Here is a 24,901-nt window from a genome sequence, read left to right as displayed (position 1 = left end):
TATGAAAATGGAGGCGTAGGAATGGGGAAACGATTTTTATTTTTCTTATTAACAAATATTTTAGTAATGACCACGATCATTATTGTATGGTCAGCTATTACGCATTTTACAGATCTCGGAGGCACGTTTGATACAGGCGGCCCAGGGTTAGGTATTGATTATGCGTCGCTTATGTTATTCAGTTTACTAGTCGGCTTTTTAGGTTCTTTCATTTCACTTGCGATGTCCAGGTGGATGGCCAAGAAAATGATGAAAGTAAAAGTTCTGGACCCGGATGGTCCGCTCTCAGCCCAGGAACGTTCCGTGGTTGAAAAAGTACACCGCCTGTCCAGGGCTGCAGGCCTCGCTCACATGCCTGAAGTTGGGATATACCAGTCTGGTGAGGTTAATGCCTTTGCAACTGGCCCGACTAAAAAACGCTCCCTTGTTGCTGTGTCACAAGGACTGTTGAACAATATGGACGATGACGCTGTTGAAGGTGTCATTGCTCACGAAGTGGCCCACGTTTCAAATGGTGATATGGTTACAATGACGCTTTTGCAAGGTGTCGTTAATACTTTTGTCGTATTTTTCTCCCGGATTGCAGCGATCCTTGTCTCGCGCTTAGTGCGCTCTGAATTAGAGGTAGTTGTCCGGTTTGCGGCCATTATTATTTTTCAGATCCTCTTCTCAATTCTCGGGAGCCTGGTTGTTATGGCCTTCTCACGATACCGTGAATTTCACGCGGACCGCGGCGGCGCGGACTTAGCCGGCCGTGATAAAATGGCTCACGCGCTACGTTCTTTGAAAGCCCATGTAGAGCGTGCTACAGTGAACGACCGTACGGATGATTCAGCCGTACAGACAATGAAAATTAACGGAAAAAGCGGGATGGCGAAACTTTTCTCTTCTCACCCTGATTTGGAAGAACGAATTGCCCGATTGGAACAGAGATAAATAGAAAAACCGCGCCTGGCGCGGTTTTTTTATTAAAAGAATAGTAAATGATTTGGCGGTCTCGCCGTTTAGCGGACAAGTTGCTGCCTTTTCCTTTATTTCCTTTCCAGTATTTCCGCATAACCCCAAAATTCTCCATTTAAGTCACCTATAAACTTGTCCCCACATTGTATAATTTAAGGAGCTTTGGAAAGAATGTAAAAACGAATAATACTCTCAGGGGGACAAGCGTATGTCAAAATCAGATTCATGCAAACTGGCTAAAGAGATGCTGGAAAATCAAAAGAAGGAAAATGAAAAGGCTAAGGAGAAAGCAAAGAAGGCTTTATCAGGAAGCAGTTACAACGCTTAAATGCTCAGCTTATAAACCCTCCCCGGCCCGTATTATAACCGGAGGCAGAAAAGGCCGGGTAAGGGAAGATTTAAAGATCTCCTTTCTGACGGTTACGGTGTACTGCAGAGAACTTGTTTAATAGTTCACAGCAAATCCATAATAACTCTTGAATCAAACTTATATTCAACTGGCCGGTTTCGTGGCCGACTTTTAGTTTTGAACGGTTTGAATCATCCAGATGCAAGGAAATTACCCATTGCTCCTCATCCTGCAGGACTCTTTTCCAAGCAATAAAATCATCAAGCACTAAAGGTTTTTGAGGAGAAGCGTTTATTGCCTGGATAAATTTATTGTCTACCTGTTTAAACGGGATAAATTCTTCGAATTCAGCTTTGTTTATTCCGTATCCATCAATAAAAGCCAATCCGGAATTTTCAATTCTGTACAAGGAGTAGTTTACTCCAAAATTAATATTATCAAGGTTAAACTGGTCTCTCACAAGAAGAGTCAGTTTATTTTTCAGTCCGAAGAGAAAATTTAAAGCCAGTTCGCTTCTCTCATTAAAAAGGTTGGCCAGCTCTTCACTGGCTGTCAATTTTTCCAGCAGTTCCTTTATAGCTTCTTCGTTTTCTTTAATAACTTTCTGCTGCTGAGCTACTCTTTTCCGAAGCTTCTCATCTTTCTCCTGTATAAGCTCCCTCTCCAACTCTTTTTTTAAAGTGAAGACAAAATCTTTCTCTTTGGCAAGTGATATTAACGCCGAGTATTCCTTCCCCCTCTTCTTTTCAAAAATCTCTATATGGAAAAACTCACTGCCGATTCTGCTCATTTCATCAAGGACCAGATGTCTTAACAAAGCGGAGAACAGGGCAAACAGCATGCCTGATAATATAAAAATAACAGTTAAAGGGAGATGGGCCAGCTCTTCAAGACTATCCCTCATGAGAGCGATCATACTGACCGGAATCAAAGCTGCAAAAAAACCTTTCCAGGAGAAAATTTTAATGATAAACCGGAACAAATAAATAACTGCATTTTTGAACACGAGCGATTCAGAAGCTCGTTCGTGTTTTTTAGAGGCCTCATGCAAGTAATTGAGAAGCTCGTTAAGTTCGTGGGAAAATACTCTTAACTTATGCTTCGGTTCTTTAGCCATCAGGACTCCTTTCCGAATCTTTCCCTTTTTAAGAAACGTCCATGTTAGAGGGCTTTTGTAAACATGCACTCCGGATAACACTTCTCACAATTATCGACATACCGGATATAGTTATATATATTTATGAAATTCACTATTTAGAAGATTAATTTTTATTAATTGAAGGAATATTCCATATTTTTTTGGCACTTTTACGGACTTTTTTAAAAAATAACGACATGTTTTACAAAAAACGTAAACGTTTACTCTATTATTTGGTAAAATAAAATGGATGAAAACGTTTCCTGTAAAAACGAGAGGAGAGATAAACAATGAATATAACGGTATGGAATGAAAACCGGCATGAAAAGAAAAACCCGGCTGTAAGGGATATTTATCCTGAAGGGATTCACGGGGCGATTGCTCAATTTCTGCAGGAAGAAGCAAACCAAGTAAGAACAGCCACACTTGATGAACCTGAACACGGGCTTACTGACGCTGTATTGAGCGATACGAACGTGCTCTTATGGTGGGGACATACGGCCCATGATGAAGTAGACGATGGGATCGTTGAAAAAGTGAGGCAGCGTGTTTTGGAAGGGATGGGGCTTATCGTACTGCATTCCGGTCATTTTTCAAAAATATTTAAAACGCTTATGGGCACGAGCTGCGACTTAAAATGGCGTGAAGCAGATGAAAAAGAACGCCTCTGGGTGGTGGAACCGGGTCATCCGATTATGGACGGCATCGGCGAATATATTGAACTTGAGAAAGAAGAAATGTACGGGGAGCATTTTGATATTCCTGCGCCGGATGAAATTCTGATGATGAGCTGGTTTGAAGGCGGAGAAATATTCAGAAGTGCGTGTACATACCGGCGGGGGCAAGGGAAGATTTTCTACTTCAGACCTGGCCATGAAACTTATCCAACCTATTATAACAAAGAGATCCAGCGTGTTATTAAGAACGCGGTGAAATGGGCAGCACCGACGCGAAGAAGCAGGCCAGTGTACGGGAATGCTCAGCCGCTGGAAACAATAAAAGGAAAATAAAATATAAAGGAGGAGCAGCAAATGAACATTATTCAAATTGAAATGGTCGGCTGCGGCAATAAAAGGAGCAGCATATGACACTGAAAATGGGCATTATCGGAGCCGGGGGAATTGCTAAAGGACGTCACCTTCCGGCATACAAAAATTTAGGCGACCGTGTAACAGTCACCGCAATATGTGATATAAACCCCGAAAACGCCCGGGAAGCGGCAAGGCTGTTCGATATTCCAAAGGTTTATGATAATTATAAGGATATGTTCCCTGAGGTCGACGCGGTGACCATTTGCACACCCAATAAATATCATGCAGGTATTACCATTGATGCGTTAAACGCCGGTGTGCATGTTCTTTGCGAAAAACCGATGGCTATGAACACGAGAGAATGCGAAGCCATGATTCAAGCTGCCGAAAAATCTGATAAGCTTCTGTCCATCGGCTATCATTACCGGTTTATGAAAAATGCCCAGGCAGCTAAAAAAGTACTTTTTGAAGATGAAATAGGGGCGCCGCTCGTAGCGCGTTCCCAGTCGTTAAGGCGCCGGAAAGTGCCGGGGTGGGGCGTGTTTACGAACAAAGAACTGCAAGGAGGCGGAAGTCTGATTGACTACGGCTGCCATTTTCTTGATTTAACGCTATGGCTGCTTGATCATCCGAAACCGGTGGAGGTGACAGGCAGAGCTTATAATCAGCTGAGCAGAATGCCTGACCAGATTAATGAGTGGGGAACTTTCGATAACCGCGGATTTGAGGTGGATGACCATGTGACGGCCTATATAACTTTTGAAGGCGGGCTTTCTCTTCTTTTTGAAACATCCTGGTCGGCAAATATAAATGAAGATATTGAAAACCTTAGTATTTCAGGCGAAACAGGAGGACTGGACGTATTTCCCTTCCGGTTAAATCAGGCGAAACATGGCATGCTATTTAACAGCGAAGCCCAATGGATTCCAGGTCATGGGGACCCTGGTTTTGATCTCGTTAAAAATTTCGCGGATGCCTGCCTCGGTAATGAAGAATTAATAGTAAAGCCTGAAGAGACTCTGCAAGTCACCAAAATTATAGATGCCATTTATTTAAGTCACGAAACTGGCGGAAGCGTGACTTTCACTTAATAATGGAGTGCACCTGCAGGCCGTATTTATTAAAGAGAAACCGTCATGCATGGGGGGCATAAACCTAAAGAGGCTGGGACAAAAGAATAGTAATCATAAAGAAAACCGAACAAATCTTATAATTTTTGTTCGGTTTTTCGCTTTTGTACTTAATAAAAAATTTACTCTGATAAATAGTAATGGCAGTAATTTCAGTCCGCCAGGCGGACGCTTGCCCAGGGGCTTGTCTTTAGTTTTGTCTCAGTCTCTTCTGCTGTATATTAAGCAGCTTCTTTATTTTTCTCTGTCTTATTAATAACCGATGTCCCGACAAGGTCGCCGGTAACATTAAGAGCTGTGGCTCCCATTCCGATCAGGACGTCAACCGCAGCAAGCAGAGCGACAGCTTCCATAGGTAAACCGAGCTGAGCGAAGACAGTAGCTATCATCACGATACCAGCCCCAGGTACACCGGCGGTTCCTACAGAAACGAGTGTTCCAATCAGGACTACCTGCAGAATCGCGATTAGTGAGAGAGGTTCACCGATGACATTGGCTGCAAATACCGTCGATACAGCAATACGGATCGCAGCTCCATCCATATTCATCGTGGCGCCTAGCGGCAGACTGAAACCATACAGACTTTTTTTCAAACCTAGGTTTTTGGCGGCATTTAAGGTCAGCGGCAGCACCCCTGTGCTGCTCTGAGTAACGAAAGCCGTAATCACAGGTGTTCGTGCTTCTCTGAAAAAGACTGAAGGCTTTATTTTAGTTACATACATTAACAGCATATACAAAGCCAGGTGGACCAAAATCGCAATGTAGAGGACTCCAATAAAGTTTCCAAGTGATAAGAGCGTATCAGCGCCCTGGCTCCCGATAATGTCAGCAAGAATAGCAAACACACCGACCGGGACATATTGCAGAATAGCCTTCATTACGATAAGTGTCAGTTCGTTCAGCGCTTCAAAAACGTTGTACAGCCTGTCTCCCATCTTGCTCAAGTCTTTAGAAGCCCTCATAACTGACAGGGCGATCCCAAAAACAAGCGACGTAAAAATAATGCCCAGCAGATTCATTTCAGCAAAACCGGCAATGATATTATCAGGGACAATGCTGAGAAGAACCTCGACTACTCCAGGATTTTCAGGAACTTCTACGTTTTCCGTACCGGTAAGAGTCGTCCCCTGGCCGGGATTAAACAAACTGGCAACTGAAATACCGACAACAATAGCGACAGCAGAAGTGAACAAATAATAGATAAAAACTTTTCCGCCCATCCGGCCGAGGTTTTCAGCTGTCGTCTGGTTTACACCCACTAGTAATGTGAAAAATATGAGCGGTACAATAATAAACTGAAGAAGGTTCATAAGCAAGTCGCCTAACGGAGATAAGACAGAGGTATTTTCTCCAAATATAAATCCGGCAGCTGCTCCCAGGATGAGGGCAATAGAGACTTTTTTAATCAGCGGTGTTTCTATATAAGCTTTCCAAATTCCTTTCAGCATTTTCTCCCCCTTTAAACATAAAAGTATTAATCCGATAAAATTAGTCAGAAATTAAACCTTTAAAAAATAGAATATAGGATAAATAACCATCTGTCAAAGACTAACATATTCGACAATTTTCGATGGGGGTCTGACCCCTATGTGAAATTTTCACGTAAAAAAGACCCGTTCTTTTAAGGTGACGGGTCTTTCGTCGGTCAGTTCTTCTCGATTAAACTGCTTACGGGCACTTCGAATTCGTTTTCAGGGTTATCTGTGGTAAAAATACGTGCAGTTTGGCCATCTTTATGCACATGCTGAATATATACAGGTCTGCCGTTATAGAGTACATGTTTCATGTCCGGGGAGGCGGCGATCTCTTCCGCCCGATGCCTGTCTAACATAATTAATTCCCTCCTTTTTTATGGCCCTTCTTCTACAAGTCCCTCTATATCCACTTCCTGCTGATGATCCATTTCATCCAGCGGCAAGACAACGGCAGTCTGGCTGCCGGAATCCACTTCTTCAATATAAACAGGAATTCCGCGGTATGTCACATTGATCATGACAGGGGAATTAATAATTTCTTTTACGCGCTGACTGTCCATAGTAACCTCCTTGAAATGTTTCTATCGTATTTTTAGCATTATAAAGAAAGATATGAGAGGAGAAATCTGGTATGGTAAAATATAGAAAAATATTTGGAGAGGGTGAGTTTCATTTGACGAACGAAGTTAAGTATATTCCTCAAATCGCGACAGAACATTATACATTAAGAGGCTTAGAAGAAACTGACGCTGAGGCGCTTTTTCCTATACTTTCAAATAAAAAGACGATGGCATTCATCACTCCCTATCCGGTTAACACGTTAACAGAGTTGAAGGAAAGTGTGGCTGAAAGTCTGCAGAAGTTTCAGCGGTCCGAGGAGCTGCCCTGGGTTATTATCGCTAATTCAACAAAAGAAGTTATTGGCCTGTTCAGATTCCATAAGCTTAACCTATGGCATAAAAAAGCAGAGATGGGGGCGGTAATCAGGCCAGACAGACAGGGTACAGGGGTTATGACGGAAGTGCTTCCAGCTGTGTTAGTCTGCGGGTTCAAGAACTTTAATCTCAACCGAATCGTGGGAGACATTTTTGCGGACAACAAAGGGTCGCAGAAGCTTCTCGAAAAATACGGTTTCCATAAAGAAGGCACTTTGCGGCAAACTGATTTTGACGGTCACAAATATCACGATACAGTTGTCTATTCGCTGCTGAAGTCAGAGTTTGAAAAATTGAACATTCATTAATGCCTGATAACCGGTACTTCCAAGGATCTCTCATTATATTTACTAATATGGAGTTCACCTGCCGCATTAACGGAGGCAAAAAAGATATCCTCAATCGTTTTAATATCATGAGTCTCTAGTTGTTTATGAAGCCATATCTCGTTAAGGCCCCTAGCGGCCAGTACCTTGGTGTCTATTTGTCCTTCAATAATGACAGGTAATGCAAGTGAAGAAGATACCTCTCTGTTTAAACGTATATCCTCTTTTAAAATAGCTTGTTTTTCAGGAATTTTTAATACACTTAAAGAACCGTTTGCTTCGACGACTGCTGTTTCAACCTCGGCTATATCAAACACATCTTTTTCACGCAGCATTTGCATGAGATTGTCGATGGAGTAGCGAATTTTTTTCAAGTTCTGGTTAATCATTTTTCCATTTTGGATAACAACAGTCGGTTCAAACGTGATCAGACGGCCTGTCAGCCGGTGAGCCACTTTTAGCCTTGCCACAAGGCGCTGTAAAATGGCAATGAACACTACAGCTAAAGCTGTAGGAAAATGATGAATGTCTGGATCCGCAATGTCAGCACCGACCACGGCTCCAAGTATAATAACAATTAAGAAATCAAAAATGGGTATCTCGCCTATAGCGCGTTTTCCCATGAAAATCGTCATGAATAACAAGAGAGGAATGATCGTTAAAATACGTCCCAGTATTAAAAATATTTCCTGTATACTTTCCACCATTTATCTCCTCCTTTTGCCTGCCTGTTTATGTCATTTTTTCCAAAAGAGGGAGGAGTCATTCACTGTGATAAAATGAACATGAGTAACCTAATAGACAAAGGTGGAATGGAATATGATCAATCAGCAACCTACAGCAGATTCTTCTTATATTCAGCAGCATTTGGCCAACGAAAGGACATTCCTTGCCTGGGTACGTACCGCTCTGGCCATGAAAGGTATCGGGTTTTTAATATTTGGTATTGAACTTACGGCAGGCGCCGGCTCTTCTTTTACCCGCACATTAGCAACGGTTCTGAGTATTATTTCCTTTTGTGCAGGGATAACTGTTCTTTCACTTGGGACATGGCTATTTTTCAAAAATAAGCGGACAATCAATAACCAACAGTTTCAGTCCGCCTCGTGGATTGTTATCGCAACGAGCTCACTTGTGGCTGTCGTTATGTTTTCCCTGCTTATATATGTCATCGTATTTGCTTAAGGTTTGAAAGAGGGAAACCTGTAACAGAAGTTTAGAAACACCATCTCACATAAAAAGCCTTTAAAAAAGACAAAGGTTTATTAAAAAGTCCCTCTATTCTTAATTCAATACTTAAGCAGTAAGAAAGGCTTATCTTTATAAATGCTGATAAGACAGTTTTTATATTGTTAATTATTTGTTTCGATGCATACCTGCATAGAATAATCGAAACTATTTGCCTATACTTAAAGACCTCATGCCCAGACAATTAATACTTTAATAGTGCTTGTGTGGTATAGACAACTATGCATAATATTGAGTAGTCTTAAAGTAAGACAATACATATATGCAGCAATAGTTTCTCCTTCATTTAAAATCCGATTATAAAGAGAACCTTTCTCTTTATGTATATTTAACAGACTGGAGGGTCGACGAAGTCAATTTAAAAAATAAGGAGGTAATTTAATGAAATCGGTTAAGAAAACAGTGGTGATAACTATTCTTGCAGTTATTCTTGCAGTATCCCACCTGCTGACAGGAATCACCGGCAACTTAGTTCAGGCGGCTGAAGGCGAAGGTGTAAAGGATCTTATTATATTTGAAAATGTACCGGAAGCTGATGCAGAAGTCAGCGGGGAACAATTTAAATTGAAAGCGCTTAATGTTTATGAAGAAGGCCATTTCACTTTAAAAACTGAAGGTGTAACTTGGGAATCATCCAACAAAAATGTTGCAAGTGTGGAAGATGATGGGACAGTAACTTTATCCGGGCAGCCGGGGCGTTCGTTTATCAAGGTATCCGATGGTGAGCATACTGACAGAATTGCGGTGCACAGTAAAGTAGACCGCAGTTCAAACGACAGAGGAAAACCGGACACCAAGCCTTCTTTAATTAAGCAGGAAGGTGTTAAGTATGATGTGATCAGCCATGCAATTAACAATATGACACTTGAAGAAAAAGTAGGGCAGATGCTTATGCCTGATTTCCGTAACTGGAACAGCGAAAATGTAACGGAAATGCTGCCTGAAATTGAACAGCTCGTAAAAGACTACCATCTTGGCGGTGTAATTTTATTCCGCGAAAACGTGGTGACGACTGAACAGACGGCTGAACTTGTAGCGGCTTATCAGGAAGCTGCAGAGAAGTTCGGGTTGCTTATGACAATTGACCAGGAAGGCGGTATTGTGACGCGTTTACAGTCAGGGACAGATTTCCCGGGAAATATGGCGTTAGGCGCTACACGCTCAGAAGGCCTGTCTTATGATGTCGGCCACGCTATTGGTGAAGAGTTAAACTCTCTCGGAATTAATATGAACCTGGCTCCAGTACTGGATGTAAACAACAATCCGGATAATCCGGTAATCGGAGTTCGTTCGTTTGGAGAAGACCCTGATTTAGTAGGTGAATTAGGCGTTGCTTATACGAAAGGTCTTCAGGATACAGGAGTAGCGGCGACTGCCAAGCATTTCCCGGGCCACGGGGATACGGATGTGGATTCCCATCTTGGCTTGCCCGAGGTGCCCCATGATATTGACCGTTTGTTTGAGGTGGAACTGAGCCCGTTCCAGCAGGCTATGGATGCTGATATTGACGCAATTATGACTGCTCATGTAACTTTCCCAAAAATTGACGATACGAAAGTCATTTCCGAGAAAACAGGTCAAGAAATAGCTCTTCCTGCTACGTTATCTCATACTGTCCTTACAGATTTAATGAGAGGCGAGATGAATTATGAAGGTGTCATCATTACAGATGCCATGAATATGCAGGCGATCAGCGACCACTTCGGTCCGGTTGACGCCGCCATCCGAACAGTCAAAGCAGGCTCTGACATTGTACTGATGCCTGTAGGTTTGGAAGACGTTGCGGAAGGGCTGCTTGTTGCAGTCGAGGCCGGTGAGATATCTGAAGAGCGTGTGGAAGCATCAGTTGAACGCATTCTTACTTTAAAAGTTAACCGCGGCATTATTAAAGAAGAATCACCTCAAGCGCTGACTGATAAAATCACTAATGCTCAGGCAGTGGTTGGTTCTGAGGATCATAAAAGGACAGAAAGAAAAGTAGCTGAACAATCGGTGACATTGGTGAAGAACGATGGCGTGCTGCCTGTAGCAGCAGAAGAAGAAAATATTGTAGTAATAGGCGGAAGTTATATTTCAAGCCTGGGACAGGCCGTTCAGAAATACCGCCCCGATGCCGAAGTGATTAGAGCATCGTCCAGTGCGGCTATTACAGACGCCCAGTGGAATCAAATCCGTGGAGCAGATAAAGTAATCGTCGGAACGACGACCGCTACAGTGGGGCAGCGTGCGGCATCAAGCGCTCAAATGGCAATGGTCCGAACTATTGCAGATGAGACTGATGCCCCGTTAATCGCTATTGGGATCCGCAATCCATACGATATAATGGCATACCATACCGAAGTCGATGCCTATGTTGCCCAGTACGGGTTCAGAGGAGCAAGCTTTGAGGCCTCCGCTGCCACGCTGTTTGGCGAAAATGCTCCGTCCGGTCAGCTGCCGGTCACCATTCCTGATTACGACGGCAACGTGCTTTACGAATTCGGCCACGGACTAAGGTTAGATTAATTAACTTATTTAAAGATGTGAGGCTCAAAATGACTGTTGAAAAAAAGCTTGCTGCGGCGGCACCGTACCTCATAGCTGAATACTGAAATTATGAAAAGACCTTCTCATCCGGCTGAAGAGAAGGTCTTTTCACGGTTTAGGAACAACTATAATTTTATACTAACCAAGTCATAGGGCCGCTAAATAAGTCTTTTAAACGTCTATGGAAACAAGGGCAGGCTTTCTTTTTTCCTGAAAAACAATGGTTACCTTTTCGCCGATTAAATCCTCATATTTTTCAGCCGTCCCAAACGGTACTTCCAGCACAATATGGGTGCCGTGGTAAGCGAATTCAACAGACGAACGATCGACCGCCCCTGTAAGTTCCGCTTCAGATTTCACTAAGTTGCTGCTTTTAATGACGAGTTCTTGTCCAATCAGAATGAAATCATTTTCTAACCCATTCAATCCTTTAATTTCTTCTACAGATAAATTAAACCTTCGGGCGAGGCCCCACAGTGTATCGCCTGGTGCAGCCGTATATATCGCCCTGTCTGTCTTCTGTTCCTGAACGGCATCTTCCTGAGTTGGAAGAGTCAATACTTGTCCTTCATTAAGGCGGTCAGATTTTAATAAGTCTATATTCAGCTCAATAATGTCATTGACTGAAATTGCATAGTTTTCAGCTATGCTTGGTAATGTATCTCCCTTTAATACCTTATAAGGTTTCCCTTTAGTATTACTGCGGCTGGTCTCTTCAGGTTGTCCCTGCTGGCTGGTATGCTGGGCTGACGGTATGAGAAGCTTTTCCCCTATAAAAATCCTGTCGCTTGTTAACCCGTTTAGTCTTTTTAAGTGGCTGACCGTAGTATGGAATTTTTGCGAGATCCCAAAAAGCGTATCCCCTTCAACTACGTCGTAAACGCTATCCTGACTGCTATCATTTTGCCTGTTTTCCGGTAAGTTATTGACTGCTCCGTGCAGCGGCGCTCTTAATTTCTGTCCTTCATAAATAAGAGAAGAAGTTAATCCGTTAGTTCTTTTAAGGTCTGTAACAGTCAGGCCATTTGCGTTTGCAAGGCTCTGTAAAGAGTCACCTTTTTTCACAGTAACGTACTTGTACGTGCCTGCGAGCTCTCCCGGCACGGTTAGCTCAGAGCCGGCAATAATCAGGTCAGTGCTCAGGCTGTTCACATTCATTAACTGGTCTACAGATACATTGTACTTCACTGCCAGTTTTGAAAGTGTATCTCCCTGCTGCACGGGGTACAGCTTTTCAGATGCATTGACATGTGCCGTTTTTCCTCCGGTGAATAAAGCCCCTGCTGCAAATGTCCCTGCGAGGGCGCAGCACGCGATCTTGGTTTTCCGTCGCTTGGCCGATTGAGAGCGTTCTTCAAAGAGGCGTTGTTTTCTGCTTCTGGTAATAGGCTTCGTTTCCTGGTTCATTGTTTATCCTCCTGTATTCTCTTTTTAATTCCTGTTTTGACCAACATTCATTATCATAGCGATTAAATTTCAGAATAAAAAGGCGATTAGGGGAAAACAGGAATGAAGAAGGGTCAAAATTCGACAAACAGGGAAGTTTAACCTAGGCACTAAAGTGCCAAATACAATAGTAATGGATATAAGGACTTAGTTATTTTCTTGTTATGTCAACTATCTATTTTAAATCACGTTTTGATTTTTTGATAAAAATGGGGAACTTTTTTTTAGAGATAGGAGGACTGGACGTGGAAGGCCCTGTTTAAGATGAAACCTACAGCTCTTTCAGGATTTTGTCTTACTTTTGTACTGGTAAATTATTTAAAGTTTGGACTAAGTTAATATTCTTTGTTAATTTTAAAAATTACGAGACACGTTAAAGAATGGCACAAAAAAGCGGACAGTTTACCTGCCCGCCAGTTAGTTAAAATACTATTGTTTAAGTTGTTTTTCTGCCAGATCGCCTGTAATTGGAAACTTAAAGCGTTCGCCTTTATAAGCTTTGTACATGGCTATCACCCAGAGAATAAACATAAGCGGAGAGATCAGGAGACTGAGAATCCATCCTACCAGTGGAACCATGCCGATAACAAAACTTAAAACGAACAGACCTCCAAACAAAAAGATTGACTGGAGAGCGTGAAATCGAATAAATTGGTTTTCTTTTTCAATAATGATAAAAATAATTCCCGTTACGAAACCAAGCAAATAGGCAAGGAGTCCTCCCAGGTTCTCGTCCAGCCCTGTAGATGACTTTCCCGGAGTCGCAGCAAGCTTTCCTTTTTCTTCGTCCACATTTACAGCTCCTTTCTTAAATTTGTATGTTATCTCGAATATATTATATCATATAACGAACAAAATATAACTGTTTATTTTGAATTTTTAGAATATTTTTGGGGGCTTATGTTTAATGATATCGAAGCTTGTCCAATTATAGCTTTAAAAGATGACATTTATAACTAATACTTTATATACATATTGGCAGGTATGTACACGTCTGCGGTAGGCTGATATACCTTGCCTGAGAGTTATTTTCCCGTCTTCGTACCTGTTTTGATTAAGGCACTTTAATAAGACGCGATGAAGGAGTAAAATAGTAAAAAAAGACTAATTAGACCGGATGTATTATGATCCACGGTAAATGATGCGTTTAACATTAAAGAGTCAATGACAGAGAATTATCCAATCATATTAAAAAAGTGTTTGGAGGCTGAATGCAAACAGGTGGCCAAGGGATCTGGAGGGGAACGATGCGGAAGAAATATAAGTTATATCGTGTGGCAATTTTTTTAATTATTTTAATAATGGCCGGTTGCTCGGAGAAAACCGAAGAAACAAGTGAAGACGTCTTTTTGGAAATTGACGAAGATCTTCTGGAAAGACAGGAACAGCACGAAGAAGGAACTATTTGGCTAATGGATTATGCCTATGAAACAGGGTTTACGCTGATGTCACCCGAACAGGATCACATGGAGACGGACACTTACCTTGAAGTTAAGGGGGTCATTGAGGAAGAGGAGAAAATCAACGATTCCCACCTTTTAATAGAGGTGTTAAGTGAAAAGGTCATCCATGAGGAAATGAATACTGCATTTTATCATTATGTGCCGCTTAAAGATAACGGAGAATTTAATAAAGAGTTGGCTTTGCATCACGGCGAGGGAGAGTATGAAATTCGTATCCGCCTGCCTGGTAAGGATCCTGAGGACTTAAATAACTATTATCCTGTTGCCTATTTTCATGTATATAACACTAATGCAGAAATAAAAAGGGAAGTGGAGTATTCTAAATTTGCTATTAATACTGGTATTACACTTTCAAGGCCTGCTAGCGGGATGGTTAAAGCGGAAGAAACAATTTCAGTTAAAGGCGAAGTACCTGATAAAGACAGCGGAGATGCGGTTATTGTGCAAGTAGAGCACAACGATGAAAGCAGGCAGGTCATGCTCCCTGTAAGGGATGGTAAATTTTCCGGAGATGTTCCTCTTTATTTTGGGGAGGCGCTGCATTTTATCAGAATACAGGCAATGAATGTAGAAAAAGGGGTCTTTTATGATGCCGCTTCATTCTATGCAGATAACACGTCAGCGGAAGACTTTGTAGAGACGGAGTACTTCCCCTCATATGCACGGCACGGCGTTACCTTGGAAGAGCCTTCTATGACAAGCGAAAGACTGCACGAGAGCACAAGATATCGCATTGCAGGAGAGATTGATCCATCTGTTGCAGGGACAGAGAAAATCAGCTCTATTTTAGTCACGACAACAAAAGGAGATAATGAGGAACTGGAAGCCGGCTATTTAGTAAATGTAGAAGATTATAAGTTTGATGATGAAATATTTTTCCGTTTTGGCTCTGGGAATTATGACATCTTGATTAATGTTCCGGACATTGAGAAGGAAGAGCTGTCTATAGCTGACTTTAAAGCAATAAAAAAAATCAGCCTTCAAGTAAACGGGATAGAGGATGAAAGAAGCCTTCTGCCGTCCAGGGGGATTGAATCGGATCACCCGCTAATTATGAATAAGGCATATGAGATTACCGAAGGGATTGAAAATGAAAGGGAAGCAGCAAAAGCTGTATATGAATTTACGGCTTCCAATCTCTCATACAATGTGCAAAAAAGGAGAGAGGATGTCTTTGAGCTTGAAGACAGCGCCCTAAAAACATTGGAAACAGGCAGCGGGGGGGGTCTGGAATATGCTTTCCTGGCGACAGCTTTACTAAGAGCGGCAGGAATGGAGGCAAACTATATTGAAGGAGAAGTGAACCACCGCAGGCATGCATGGGTAGAAGTTAAGGTGGACGGCAAGTGGCTCACTATGGACCCTGCTTTAGGGGCAGGAACAATAAATGAAGAAGGGGAGTTCCTTCCAGCTTACACTGAGGAATATTTTGATCCCGATCCGGAGGTGTTTAAAGAAACTCATTCTCGCGGCGGGGTGCTCTATTAAGCTGTATTAACATAAAGCCCGGGAGCAGGGCTTTCAGAAAGTCAGCCGGTCGGGAAACGCAACTGTAAAACACATGCGGCGGCAGGTGATTTCATTGTCCAACCGGCTGAATTAAATCCGGACTGTTATTTTTGGCATTGTTCACGGCAGCGGACACAGGATAAATGTCCATGTGATCAGATGGAAAAGGCAGTAATAGCTCTTCCGGTTTCCGGGAATTTTCAGGGTCGAGCCATGCCGATTCATCTTCTTGAGCGATAATAACGGGCATTCGGTGATGAATATCCTGCATCACTTCATTCGCTTTCGTCGTTATGATTGTACAGGAAAAAACAGCATCGCCTGATGGTGACTGCCATTTCTCCCATAGGCCTGCAAATGAAAAAATTCCCTTGTCTTTCAATGTGAGACGGTAAGGCTGTTTTTTGTCGTCTGTTTTTTTCCACTCATAAAATCCATCGGTCACAATGAGACAGCGCTGAGTCTGCAAAGGTTTTTTAAAGCTCGGTTTTTCTGCCAGTGTTTCAGCACGGGCATTAATCATTTTATACCCTATTTTCTCTTCTTTTGCCCACCGGGGAATGAAGCCCCATCGGAGGTGGCCCATACGCCGCTCTGAACCCGTATGAATAACAGAAAGAACAGGCTGGCCCGGTGCCACATTATAGGAGATGTTAAGCTGTTCAGGGAGGAAATCTTCTATTATATTAAACCGTTCCGCTAAACCTTCTGCGCTGGTTAATGTAAAGCGTCCGCACATACTTTAGGCCTCCTCCAAGATCATTTGTTCTATTATATAACATAAGTAATCGCTGCAAAAATAAAAGGCTGATTTCGACTCAATGCCAAAGTCAGCCTTTCATTGCTCTTACAGTTCCACCCACGTATATTTTACTCCCCAGCTAGTGCGGGCCAGTTCTTCAATCTTTTCTACATAATTTTTATCGACAGCAAAGGCGTCTCCCTGTTCGTAAGGGTTGTAGTGAAACGCATATAACCTGGAAGTAAATTCATGAAACGGAAGTGACGATTCTCCAAATATTTCCCCATTGCCGGCTACAGCAGGTTCAATTCCCTGCCCCCAGACTTGAGAACTGTCATTATTTGGGTTGTAAAAATAGATGCGGTAATTTCCTTTCGGATCTTTTGCCACTCTTTGAATTGAAACGGCGTGCAGTCCAAGCAGTTCTCCGAAAGAGTTGGTAATGAAAATACCTACCGGGTTCGGATAAATCAGTTCGTGTCCGTCGTTGTACTCAGGGTGATGAGTGGAGTAAAACAGCCTTACGAAACCTGAGTAATCAGCAATTGAACCGGTCATAGGGTCAATTGCTGAGCTGAACCCTTTATTGACCCAGTTACCGTAAAAGGCAGGGTTCACCCATTTATGCACATCTTCTCCGCGAAATTCCGCGCGGCGCACCAGTTCACCATAAATACGGTCAAGATGGGGGACGAGAACAAGTGAAACAGGGTCCAGTTCCTCATGAAGATCGTCGACTAAGCCTTCCCTTAAGTTTTTGGAGTGGATGGCTTGTCCTTCAAACATAATATCAATATCTCCGTCCCGTGCGGCGCGGGGAATGAGTTCCAGTAAATAACCCGGCGCATGCAGTGACCAGAGACTGATCCCCCGTGCCGTCTGGCATGTAGGGTTCATTCCTTGTCCTATGCCTAAAGGCTGTCCAAGTACGCTGATCGTTCCCGCGACGAGGATATCATTTGCTGTGACGCCTTCACTTTTATTGACGGAGTTCAAGAGTACCTTTCTCACTTCAGGCAGGAGGTCCAGTTCAATAAGGCGCCGCAGTCCCGGAATAACAGGGTTAGCAGAGAGGATGCCACGCTCAAGCATCAGTGTCAGGCCGTAAAGAGCCTGCCTGGTCGGCGGGTGAATCGCAACCTTTATAAGGTCGCTGACTATTGAGTAATGCTCCTCCAGGTGAGCTGTGCCTTTTTTGCTTAAAGCTAAACACATAGGAAGCAATTCTTTTTTCTCCCGGTTTAAATAGCGGACAAGGATGACATGCTTATCACTCACAAGTCCTGTAGACCGCATGGATTTAGCAAATGCTTTAGCCTCTTCATGAAGCTCCTTTTCGGTAGCTTCCTTCAGGCGCTTACGGTAATCGCAGGGCTCTTTGATTTCCTTGCACAGTTTAGTAGGCCCTGTGACGGCCTGAATGTACTTCTTAATCGCTTTTTTGTCATGTGCTCCTATAGGTCTTTTCAAAAGCTGTTCAGCATCAAAAATCATGGTAATAATTCTGTTCACCATAATCGGCCGCTGGGCGACAAGCCCGTCAATCTCGTCAATTAGCGTACTGGTAATAGAAGTAAGGGTCAGTTCATCTGCAAGAAACTGAAACAGTCTTTCAGCCCGGTCTTTCTCTTTTCCTCTGCCTTCAATTCTTGCCGCTTCTGTTTCTTCAGGAAACAGGATATCGACGTTTAAGGCCAGCACATTGTCTAAAAATTCCTTCGCATCTTCCTGGGTGAACGATTCGTGCTGGTGTTTACCTTTAGCAAGCGATACCATACGCAGCTCACTGAGAATTTCTACGATCGCTGTCATACTGTTATCCATGAGAGAGGCTGTTACCAGACGGGGCTCAAGTTTGGAAGGTTCCGCCCATGGCCCCCCTTCAAAAATGCCAGCAGAATCAAAGCGGTCTGCATACTCGTAGAGAAACCTCATGCCGTCCGGTTCTTCCATTACTCTGGCGGCTGCCTGCAGGACGTCGGGCTGGTACATTTTTCTTGCGTATGGAAAAGCTTCTTCCATTGTTGCAAATGCCTGTATAAATGTTTCCGTTTTCTTCGTGTCTGCCTCTAACGGCATAAAAAACACTCCTTCCTGAGAATAGGACCTGTAATTATTTATCGGCAGCAGGCTGGAAACAGCCTCCTGCCAACGCATGGGTACGGCTTTTTCTTTTACATAAAAAAGTCGTGATCTACGTAATCGGTCAGCGGCTGTTTTACATGATCACTTAGTTCGTTATAAAAGAAGACAGTTCCAAGGTGGTTTCCGTAGCCTTCCTGTTCCTGTATTTTACTGACTCCAGGGTGGAACAACGTGTGTTTATCAAAGCTTGGGTGGTCTTCTAAATCTTTAGGAATATTAACCCCTGAAATATAATCCGACTTAGGGTAAACCAGAAAGCTGCCAGCATGGCCGTTAAAGCTTTTTTCGTCCGGAAACACGCCATCCAGTTCCTCTTCTGTTGTATTAGGGTCACAGCAGAGGATGTGAGCTTCGTAAGGATTAAATCCGTAGGTTTTTTTCATTAAGTCAAAGATATGGCCCCCAGGAATCCTGTAGGCGACTTCCCCGAAATAAATCGTACCGTCATTGGAAAGGAAAAATTCCGGATGGATGATGCCGTGATCGATATCAAACACATCTACAATTTTTTGAACTTCTTCGCGGATAGCAGGGCGGAGTTCTTCAATTTCAGGCGAAGGAGGCACCATCATGGAATAGCCGAATACGACATATTCAGTAATGTTCAGAAACTGGACTTTTCCTCCGCGGATGAACGCTTCACACGATATTTCCACTCCTTCGAGATGGCTTTCCATCAGACAAGGGAAGTTATTATCAGTAAGTTTCCGGTCAATATCCGCTTCGGAGCGTATAATTCGGTGGCCGGCCGCACCCGCTTTATTAAAAGCTTTGACATGTACTGGGTCAGGATCCTGTTCAGGGTGCCGCAGAAGCGACTGGTTGACGCGCCTGAAAAAACGCCTGACATCTTCTTTTGTCTCTCCTTCTTCAAAAACCCCTACACGCAAACCGCCTATATGCGCACGCCGTTTCATAAGCGCTTTGTCCCTGAATAGCACCGCGTGGTCAAAAAGCCTCGGATCATCGCGGAAATGGGCGTTCAGAGCGCCAGCCCACTCCACAGTTTCTTCAAATATAGGAATGGCGTGATCTACTTCAAGTTCCTTCAGCTTTCGATATAAAGCTTCAGCATGTTTAAAGATATCTTCGTAAGGAAGGTCCCTGCTGAATTCCCACGGAAGGAAGGGGATATTATGAGTAGTCGCATATTCCTCAAAATCAGGAAGGCTTACAACAAGATAAGGCCGCTTCATTTTGTCCAACGCTTCAATTGAAGCGACACTCCAGCCGATAAGGGCAATTTTCTTTTCTGGATGTCTTTTTTTATGTTCCAGTTTTTTTGGACCGGTTTTCCGGGTTTGGAGGTGTTTACGGTCAATCTGGTCATTTCTTTTAAACGAAAGATCTTGTAACGGTTCATTCGATGGCATATCTGCTCTCTCCTTCTGTCATGAATCAATAGTGTTTATACGCCTCGATCATGAAAACTCGCGCGTGTTACTACACCTTTCATCATTTTCAAAAAGGATGGAAATTATTCTTAAAATAAGATCGAAAAAAAATAAATTTATGAGTATGTGAGCGGGTGTGTAAAACAGGGGAGGAGAGGAGCGGATAGGTTAATAAGAAAAAAGCTCGTTTAAAAGAGGGGAAGAGATTTATAAAAAACGGATTTAAAAACTAAAAGAAACAGGAGCTTTCATCCGACAGGCGGCCAGCTCAGCTGATCCTCCGGAAAAAAGCCCCTGCCTATAAACGCTTTTTTATAAATGATTACTTTACAGATTCTTATACCATATATTCATATTTTCGAGCCGGCCGCAAATGTTGCTGTTTCTGAGCATCCGGCCGCCGAAATGAAACCCGTGCTTAGCATTGACGAGGTTCATTCCTGAAGAGACAGAACGGGAATAAGAGAAAATGGTACGGACCCCTAAATCTTTCACCCGAGGAAGAAGGTGCGCCACCTGGTATGACAGAAGCTGTTTTTTCCGGTGTTTACGGTAGGTGGCACAATCAGAGAGTTCAGCGGCCTTAAATTCGGGAAGCAGCTCGGCTGAGCAGGCGCTGACTATTCTTCTGTCATGTTCTACAACCAGGAAGTAAACGCCGTCATCCATCATTTTCCGAATAAAAGCCGGATCATTCATAGGAGTGGGGTATGATTTGAAAACTGTCTTATATAATGTGACCATCTGATTAATATCTTCCGGGACAGCCCACCTCATGAAAAACCCTGACGGAAGTTTAAAGCAGTGGGAGGGACCTTTTCCCTGCTTGTGTTTTACAAGACGGAAGACATTTTTTTCTTCCTGGGTTAACCTTGTATTATATTGTCCTGAATGAAGAAACAAAGCATAAATGTGAGCATCTTCACCGTTGAAAAAACCGGCAATTTTTCCTTCATACCTTGTGGCGTAAGGGTTAATAAGGGGCTGTTCATGCCGCCGCACATAGAAAATCAGTTTGTCACAGCCTTTTTCAAATGCAAGTTTTTTTAATTTTTTTATAAACAAGTCCAGTAAGTTCCGATCCGGCAGGTCATACACTTTTAAACGCTGGCTTACAGGCTCAAACAGGATCGCTTTTCCGAAAAGGGTCAGTGTAAAGGCGTGATCCTTTATAAGATTCATTAATCAGGCTCCCCTTCATATTTATAGACGTTATACAAAAAATCATATTGGTCTTAGAGCAAAAATATGCCACAAATAGGGTGACAAAAAATGGGGGGACAGACCCCCCATTTTATGGATAATGTAAACTAAACTGGACACTTTGCCTCTGGACAAACTGGCATGGAACTTGCATTATAAAGTTAGTGTTAAACAGTGATTACTTTACAGGGAGGAATCAATTATGAGAGAAGTAGTAATTGTGAGTGCAGCACGCACACCGATAGGTAATTTCGGCGGGGGACTGGCATCCAAGTCAGCAGTAGATTTAGGTGCATTGGCAGCAAAAGAAGCGATCAGCCGGGCGAATATAGAGCCGGATATGATCAACGACGTCCTTGTGGGGAATATATTATCTACCGGATTAGGACAGAATGTCGCGCGTCAGGTGGCTATCAAAGCTGGAGTTCCTAATACCATTCCAGCTACAACTATTAACAAGCTTTGCGGATCCGGACTTAGGACAGTCAGCATGGCAGCTCAGTTTATTGCGCTTGGCGATGCCGACATTATTCTTGCCGGAGGAACAGAAAGCATGAGCAACGCCCCGTATGTGCTTCCGAATGCCCGCTGGGGAGAGCGCATGGGTGACGGAAAAATGGTAGACACACTTTTAAAAGACGGATTAATGGATGCTTTTACCGACATTCATATGGGGATCACCGCTGAAAACATTTCCGAACAGTGGAGTATCAGCAGGGAAGAACAGGACAAGTTTGCCCTTGAAAGCCAGAAACTTGCTGAAGCCGCTCAGAAAGAAGGCCGTTTCGAAGAAGAAATTGTCCCTGTTGAAATTCCTCAGCGGAAAGGCGATCCAATAGTAGTTAAAGATGATGAATTTCCGAAGCACGGGATGACAATTGATAAGCTTGGTAAATTGCGACCAGCGTTTAAAAAAGAGGGGACTGTAACAGCAGGAAATGCGTCCGGCATTAACGACGGGTCTGCAATGTTAGTTGTCATGGCTAAAGAGAAGGCTGAAGAGCTCGGCTTAACTCCGTTAGCAACTATCGCTTCTTACGGCAATGCAGCTCTCGATCCTGAAATCATGGGGTACGGCCCGGTGCCGGCTTCAAAACAGGCTCTGGAGCGGGCGGGCCTTACAATTAATGACATGGATCTTATTGAAGCAAATGAAGCCTTCGCTGCCCAGGCGCTTGCAGTGGCAAAAGACCTTGAAATGGACCGCAGCAAAGTAAATGTTAACGGAGGAGCCATTGCACTCGGCCATCCGATTGGGGCCTCCGGAGCGCGTATCCTTGTCACCCTGCTTCACGAAATGAAACGCCGTGAATCTAAACACGGGCTGGCTACTTTGTGTATCGGCGGCGGACAGGGCACATCATTAATCGTCAGCAGATAGCCAGACGACTTAAGAGGAAGCTTTTTCACCGGCTTCCTCTTTGCTATACTTGCCCTGACATCATTCGTTTGCCTGCTGTCGTTAAAATGAAAAAGATGACGTTTAATGTTTCATGTGAAACATTTTTTGTAAGCAAATGTAAATAACAGGGGAAATTAGTTATGAGGAAGATAAATTTTAAAGCAAAACAGCTGCCGCTTAAATGTAACAACTATACAAGCTACCGACATCCCCATCTGCATTTTTGCACAAAGCACATAAGCAACGCTGACCAGATAAAGCTGATAACAATCCATTAAAGAATGTGAAGGAGGGGGCTGGACATTGAACCGACGAATTCCTGCAAAGGCAGCAATGAAAGAAGCACCCGTGGTGTTATATACACATGAAAGCATTCAGGAAGCCGCTGCCAAAATGTATCACGTACAAAATGATACGGCACCTGTACTGAATGAAGAACAGCGTGTCGTGGGAAGCCTGTCTGCTGATTCACTGATGACGGCAATGATGAAAGGCCTTTCTCCGCAGAAAAAAGTAACGGATATTATGGACCGGCAAGTGACTACTGTCCACGAACTTGAGATGCCGCTGCAGAAGTTAAAGTGGCATCCGCCCTCACTGCCTGTCGTCAATGACGACAGGCAGTTAAGCGGCGTTCTCTATCCTGATGACTGGCTGTTTGCTTTGGAAAAAGAGAGCAGAAACGCCGACAGCCTTTATCAGGCCCTAATCGATCACGAGCACCAAGCTATGCTTCTCGTTGACCATAAAGAAACAGTTGTCCTGGCTAATAAGCGTGCTAAGGAACTGTTTAACCTATCGGCTGAAGATTTAACGAAAAAACGTTTCAGTGAACTTGTCGTCAATGACCAGTTTCGGTCACTGCTTAGTGACGAAGCAAATCAAATGACTGACAAAGTAACCATTAATAATAAAAAATACAGGGTAATGAAACAGTCGATAGCCGCGGCGAAAAGTTCTGCAGTCTATTTGGCTTTCCGGTTTACAGTAGCTGATCCTGTATCATTTCCAGACGAAAATGAAGACTGGAAAGAAAAAGCGGAACAGATGGAGACCATTATTGAGTTTGCCCATGACGGAATAGTGATGGTTGATAAAGAAGGTTTTATAACAATGATCAACCAGGAGTATGCAGACTTTCTTGAAGTGGATGCGGAAGAAGTGACAGGAAAACACGTCACGGACATCATTGAAAATACGCGTATGCACCTCGTTGCTGAAACGGGAAAACCTGAAATAGCGGATATCCAGCCTATAAAAGGAGATTATATGGTAGCCACCAGGCTCCCCATTTTTAAAGAAGGAAAATTAGAAGGGGCTGTAGGAAAAGTTCTTTTTAAGAATTTAGGCGGATTTAAAGCGCTTAAGAAGCGGATGGCGAAGCTGGAGAAGGAACTGGATAATTATAAGGGAGAATGGCAGGAAACGAACCGGGCTAAGTACCAGTTTAATCAGCTTATAGGAAAAAGCGAATCATGGCTGAAAGCTAAAAATCTGGCGCAAAAAGCAGCCGGAACTGACTCTAATGTGCTTTTGCTCGGAGAAAGCGGAACCGGTAAAGAATTATTCGCCCACGCGATTCATAACGCAAGTCCAAGGTCTCCAGGGCCTTTTGTCAAAGTAAACTGCGCAGCCATCCCGAGTGATCTTATTGAATCTGAGCTATTCGGTTACGTAGAAGGGTCATTTACAGGAGCGAAACGGGGAGGAAAAAAAGGCAAGTTTGAAGCTGCAGACGGCGGCACAATATTTCTTGATGAGATCGGTGAATTGCCTATTCATATGCAGGTAAAACTTCTCCGCGTCCTTCAGGAGCGCGAAGTGGAAAAGGTGGGAGCCAATGCGGCGAAACCCATTGATATACGTGTTGTAGCAGCTACAAACAGAAGCCTCGAAAAAATGATTCAAAGCGGCGACTTCCGCCTTGACCTTTTTTACCGTTTAAATGTTTTTTCAATCCAGATTCCTTCGTTAAGGACAAGAAAAGAAGATATCGAAGCTCTCGTTCCTTACTTTCTGAAAAAACTGTCTGCCCGCCTGGGTAAAGAGGTGTCAGTCATTGACAACCGGGCCATGGCCGCACTCCTGCATTATGAGTGGCCTGGGAACACAAGGGAACTGGAAAATGTCATTGAACGGACAGTTAATGTAGTGGATTCCTATGAAACCATTACGGATAAACACCTTCCTGAGAAAATTACCGGAATGAAAGCGGCCGAGGAACCGAAAACACTGGCAGAACAATTAAGAGAAGCTGAGAAGAAAGCTATCTTTGAAACTCTGCAGTATACGAATGGCAATAAATCAAAAGCAGCTAAACTTCTAGGCATCAGCCGCACCGCTCTCTATGAAAAAATATCTAAATATGAGTGATTACCAAAAGCTGGGGGGTCTGACCCATAACGATTGCACGTAAGTATAATAAATACATTAATGTTAATATATGTAATGTGTTTTTTAGGCTAATTTTAAAAAAAGG

At 43.2% G+C, this 24,901-nt stretch carries 20 protein-coding genes; 9 read left to right on the top strand and 11 right to left on the bottom strand.

Annotated elements, in window-relative coordinates:
• Positions 1 to 21: 21 nt before the first annotated feature.
• Positions 22 to 936: a protease HtpX gene (htpX, locus tag BMW59_RS13770; protein WP_093053316.1), complete on the top strand. Its 915-nt coding sequence runs from the start codon at positions 22 to 24 to the stop codon at positions 934 to 936.
• Between the two features lie 422 nt (positions 937 to 1,358).
• On the opposite strand, the gene BMW59_RS13765 is transcribed toward htpX, so the two are convergent.
• Entirely contained in the window at positions 1,359 to 2,426 is a 1,068-nt protein-coding gene (locus BMW59_RS13765) for a V-type ATP synthase subunit I domain-containing protein (RefSeq protein ID WP_093053313.1), read from the bottom strand.
• A gap of 311 nt (positions 2,427 to 2,737) precedes the next feature.
• Here BMW59_RS13765 and BMW59_RS13760 point away from each other — a divergent pair, with 311 nt between their 5' ends.
• Together BMW59_RS13760 and BMW59_RS13755 are read left to right on the top strand one after the other, a co-directional pair.
• Positions 2,738 to 3,457, top strand: coding sequence for a ThuA domain-containing protein (locus BMW59_RS13760; protein WP_093053310.1), 720 nt, complete (start codon positions 2,738 to 2,740; stop codon positions 3,455 to 3,457).
• 74 nt (positions 3,458 to 3,531) lie between these two features.
• Positions 3,532 to 4,569, top strand: coding sequence for a Gfo/Idh/MocA family protein (locus tag BMW59_RS13755; RefSeq protein ID WP_093053306.1), 1,038 nt, complete (start codon positions 3,532 to 3,534; stop codon positions 4,567 to 4,569).
• 260 nt (positions 4,570 to 4,829) lie between these two features.
• On the opposite strand, the gene BMW59_RS13750 is transcribed toward BMW59_RS13755, so the two are convergent.
• The 3 genes from BMW59_RS13750 to BMW59_RS13740 all read right to left on the bottom strand — a co-directional run bounded on the left by BMW59_RS13750 (position 4,830) and on the right by BMW59_RS13740 (position 6,643).
• Complete coding sequence (locus BMW59_RS13750) at positions 4,830 to 6,053, bottom strand: dicarboxylate/amino acid:cation symporter (RefSeq protein ID WP_093053574.1); 1,224 nt, start codon at positions 6,051 to 6,053, stop codon at positions 4,830 to 4,832.
• Positions 6,054 to 6,253: 200 nt separating this feature from the next.
• Positions 6,254 to 6,439: an H-type small acid-soluble spore protein gene (locus tag BMW59_RS13745; RefSeq protein ID WP_093053303.1), complete on the bottom strand. Its 186-nt coding sequence runs from the start codon at positions 6,437 to 6,439 to the stop codon at positions 6,254 to 6,256.
• An 18-nt stretch (positions 6,440 to 6,457) separates the two neighbouring features.
• Positions 6,458 to 6,643 carry an H-type small acid-soluble spore protein gene (locus BMW59_RS13740; protein ID WP_093053300.1) on the bottom strand — a complete coding sequence of 62 codons (186 nt, stop codon included), beginning with the start codon at positions 6,641 to 6,643 and terminating at the stop codon, positions 6,458 to 6,460.
• A 71-nt stretch (positions 6,644 to 6,714) separates the two neighbouring features.
• Between BMW59_RS13740 and BMW59_RS13735 the strand changes: the two genes are divergently transcribed.
• Positions 6,715 to 7,326 (top strand): GNAT family N-acetyltransferase, encoded by a 612-nt coding sequence (locus tag BMW59_RS13735; protein WP_093053296.1) that lies wholly within the window; start codon positions 6,715 to 6,717, stop codon positions 7,324 to 7,326.
• Here the strand turns inward: BMW59_RS13735 and BMW59_RS13730 are convergent.
• Positions 7,323 to 8,051 carry a DUF421 domain-containing protein gene (locus BMW59_RS13730; RefSeq protein WP_093053293.1) on the bottom strand — a complete coding sequence of 243 codons (729 nt, stop codon included), beginning with the start codon at positions 8,049 to 8,051 and terminating at the stop codon, positions 7,323 to 7,325. The genes BMW59_RS13735 and BMW59_RS13730 overlap by 4 nt on opposite strands.
• Positions 8,052 to 8,163: 112 nt before the next feature.
• Between BMW59_RS13730 and BMW59_RS13725 the strand changes: the two genes are divergently transcribed.
• Together BMW59_RS13725 and BMW59_RS13720 are read left to right on the top strand one after the other, a co-directional pair.
• Entirely contained in the window at positions 8,164 to 8,529 is a 366-nt protein-coding gene (locus BMW59_RS13725) for a YidH family protein (protein ID WP_093053290.1), read from the top strand.
• Positions 8,530 to 8,973: 444 nt separating this feature from the next.
• The gene (locus BMW59_RS13720; RefSeq protein WP_093053287.1) at positions 8,974 to 11,097 is read left to right on the top strand and encodes a glycoside hydrolase family 3 N-terminal domain-containing protein; all 2,124 of its coding nucleotides are present in this window, start codon (positions 8,974 to 8,976) and stop codon (positions 11,095 to 11,097) included.
• 192 nt (positions 11,098 to 11,289) lie between these two features.
• On the opposite strand, the gene BMW59_RS13715 is transcribed toward BMW59_RS13720, so the two are convergent.
• Both BMW59_RS13715 and BMW59_RS13710 read right to left on the bottom strand, forming a co-directional pair.
• A complete protein-coding gene (locus BMW59_RS13715; RefSeq protein WP_093053284.1) occupies positions 11,290 to 12,525 on the bottom strand; it encodes a muramidase family protein in 1,236 nt (411 codons plus the stop codon).
• 468 nt (positions 12,526 to 12,993) lie between these two features.
• Positions 12,994 to 13,356, bottom strand: coding sequence for a DUF4870 domain-containing protein (locus tag BMW59_RS13710; RefSeq protein ID WP_093053281.1), 363 nt, complete (start codon positions 13,354 to 13,356; stop codon positions 12,994 to 12,996).
• Between the two features lie 482 nt (positions 13,357 to 13,838).
• Between BMW59_RS13710 and BMW59_RS13705 the strand changes: the two genes are divergently transcribed.
• Positions 13,839 to 15,515: a transglutaminase-like domain-containing protein gene (locus tag BMW59_RS13705; protein WP_177174352.1), complete on the top strand. Its 1,677-nt coding sequence runs from the start codon at positions 13,839 to 13,841 to the stop codon at positions 15,513 to 15,515.
• Between the two features lie 91 nt (positions 15,516 to 15,606).
• Here the strand turns inward: BMW59_RS13705 and BMW59_RS13700 are convergent, their stop codons facing one another.
• The 4 genes from BMW59_RS13700 to ablB all read right to left on the bottom strand — a co-directional run bounded on the left by BMW59_RS13700 (position 15,607) and on the right by ablB (position 20,999).
• Complete coding sequence (locus tag BMW59_RS13700) at positions 15,607 to 16,275, bottom strand: SOS response-associated peptidase (RefSeq protein ID WP_093053275.1); 669 nt, start codon at positions 16,273 to 16,275, stop codon at positions 15,607 to 15,609.
• 108 nt (positions 16,276 to 16,383) lie between these two features.
• Positions 16,384 to 18,435, bottom strand: a complete 2,052-nt coding sequence (locus BMW59_RS13695) for a hypothetical protein (RefSeq protein ID WP_245733113.1) — start codon at positions 18,433 to 18,435, stop codon at positions 16,384 to 16,386.
• Between the two features lie 17 nt (positions 18,436 to 18,452).
• A complete protein-coding gene (locus BMW59_RS13690) occupies positions 18,453 to 19,796 on the bottom strand; it encodes an ATP-grasp domain-containing protein (RefSeq protein WP_177174351.1) in 1,344 nt (447 codons plus the stop codon).
• A 348-nt stretch (positions 19,797 to 20,144) separates the two neighbouring features.
• Complete coding sequence (gene ablB, locus BMW59_RS13685; RefSeq protein WP_093053269.1) at positions 20,145 to 20,999, bottom strand: putative beta-lysine N-acetyltransferase; 855 nt, start codon at positions 20,997 to 20,999, stop codon at positions 20,145 to 20,147.
• Between the two features lie 223 nt (positions 21,000 to 21,222).
• Here ablB and BMW59_RS13680 point away from each other — a divergent pair, with 223 nt between their 5' ends.
• A complete protein-coding gene (locus BMW59_RS13680) occupies positions 21,223 to 22,401 on the top strand; it encodes an acetyl-CoA C-acetyltransferase (RefSeq protein ID WP_093053266.1) in 1,179 nt (392 codons plus the stop codon).
• A gap of 324 nt (positions 22,402 to 22,725) precedes the next feature.
• Complete coding sequence (locus BMW59_RS22100) at positions 22,726 to 24,795, top strand: sigma 54-interacting transcriptional regulator (protein WP_143051244.1); 2,070 nt, start codon at positions 22,726 to 22,728, stop codon at positions 24,793 to 24,795.
• The last annotated feature ends 106 nt before the right edge of the window (positions 24,796 to 24,901 follow it).

The sequence above is a fragment of the Salipaludibacillus aurantiacus genome (genome assembly GCF_900111295.1).
Classification (GTDB): domain Bacteria; phylum Bacillota; class Bacilli; order Bacillales; family Salisediminibacteriaceae; genus Salipaludibacillus; species Salipaludibacillus aurantiacus.
This window is presented reverse-complemented; position numbering and strand designations above follow the sequence as displayed.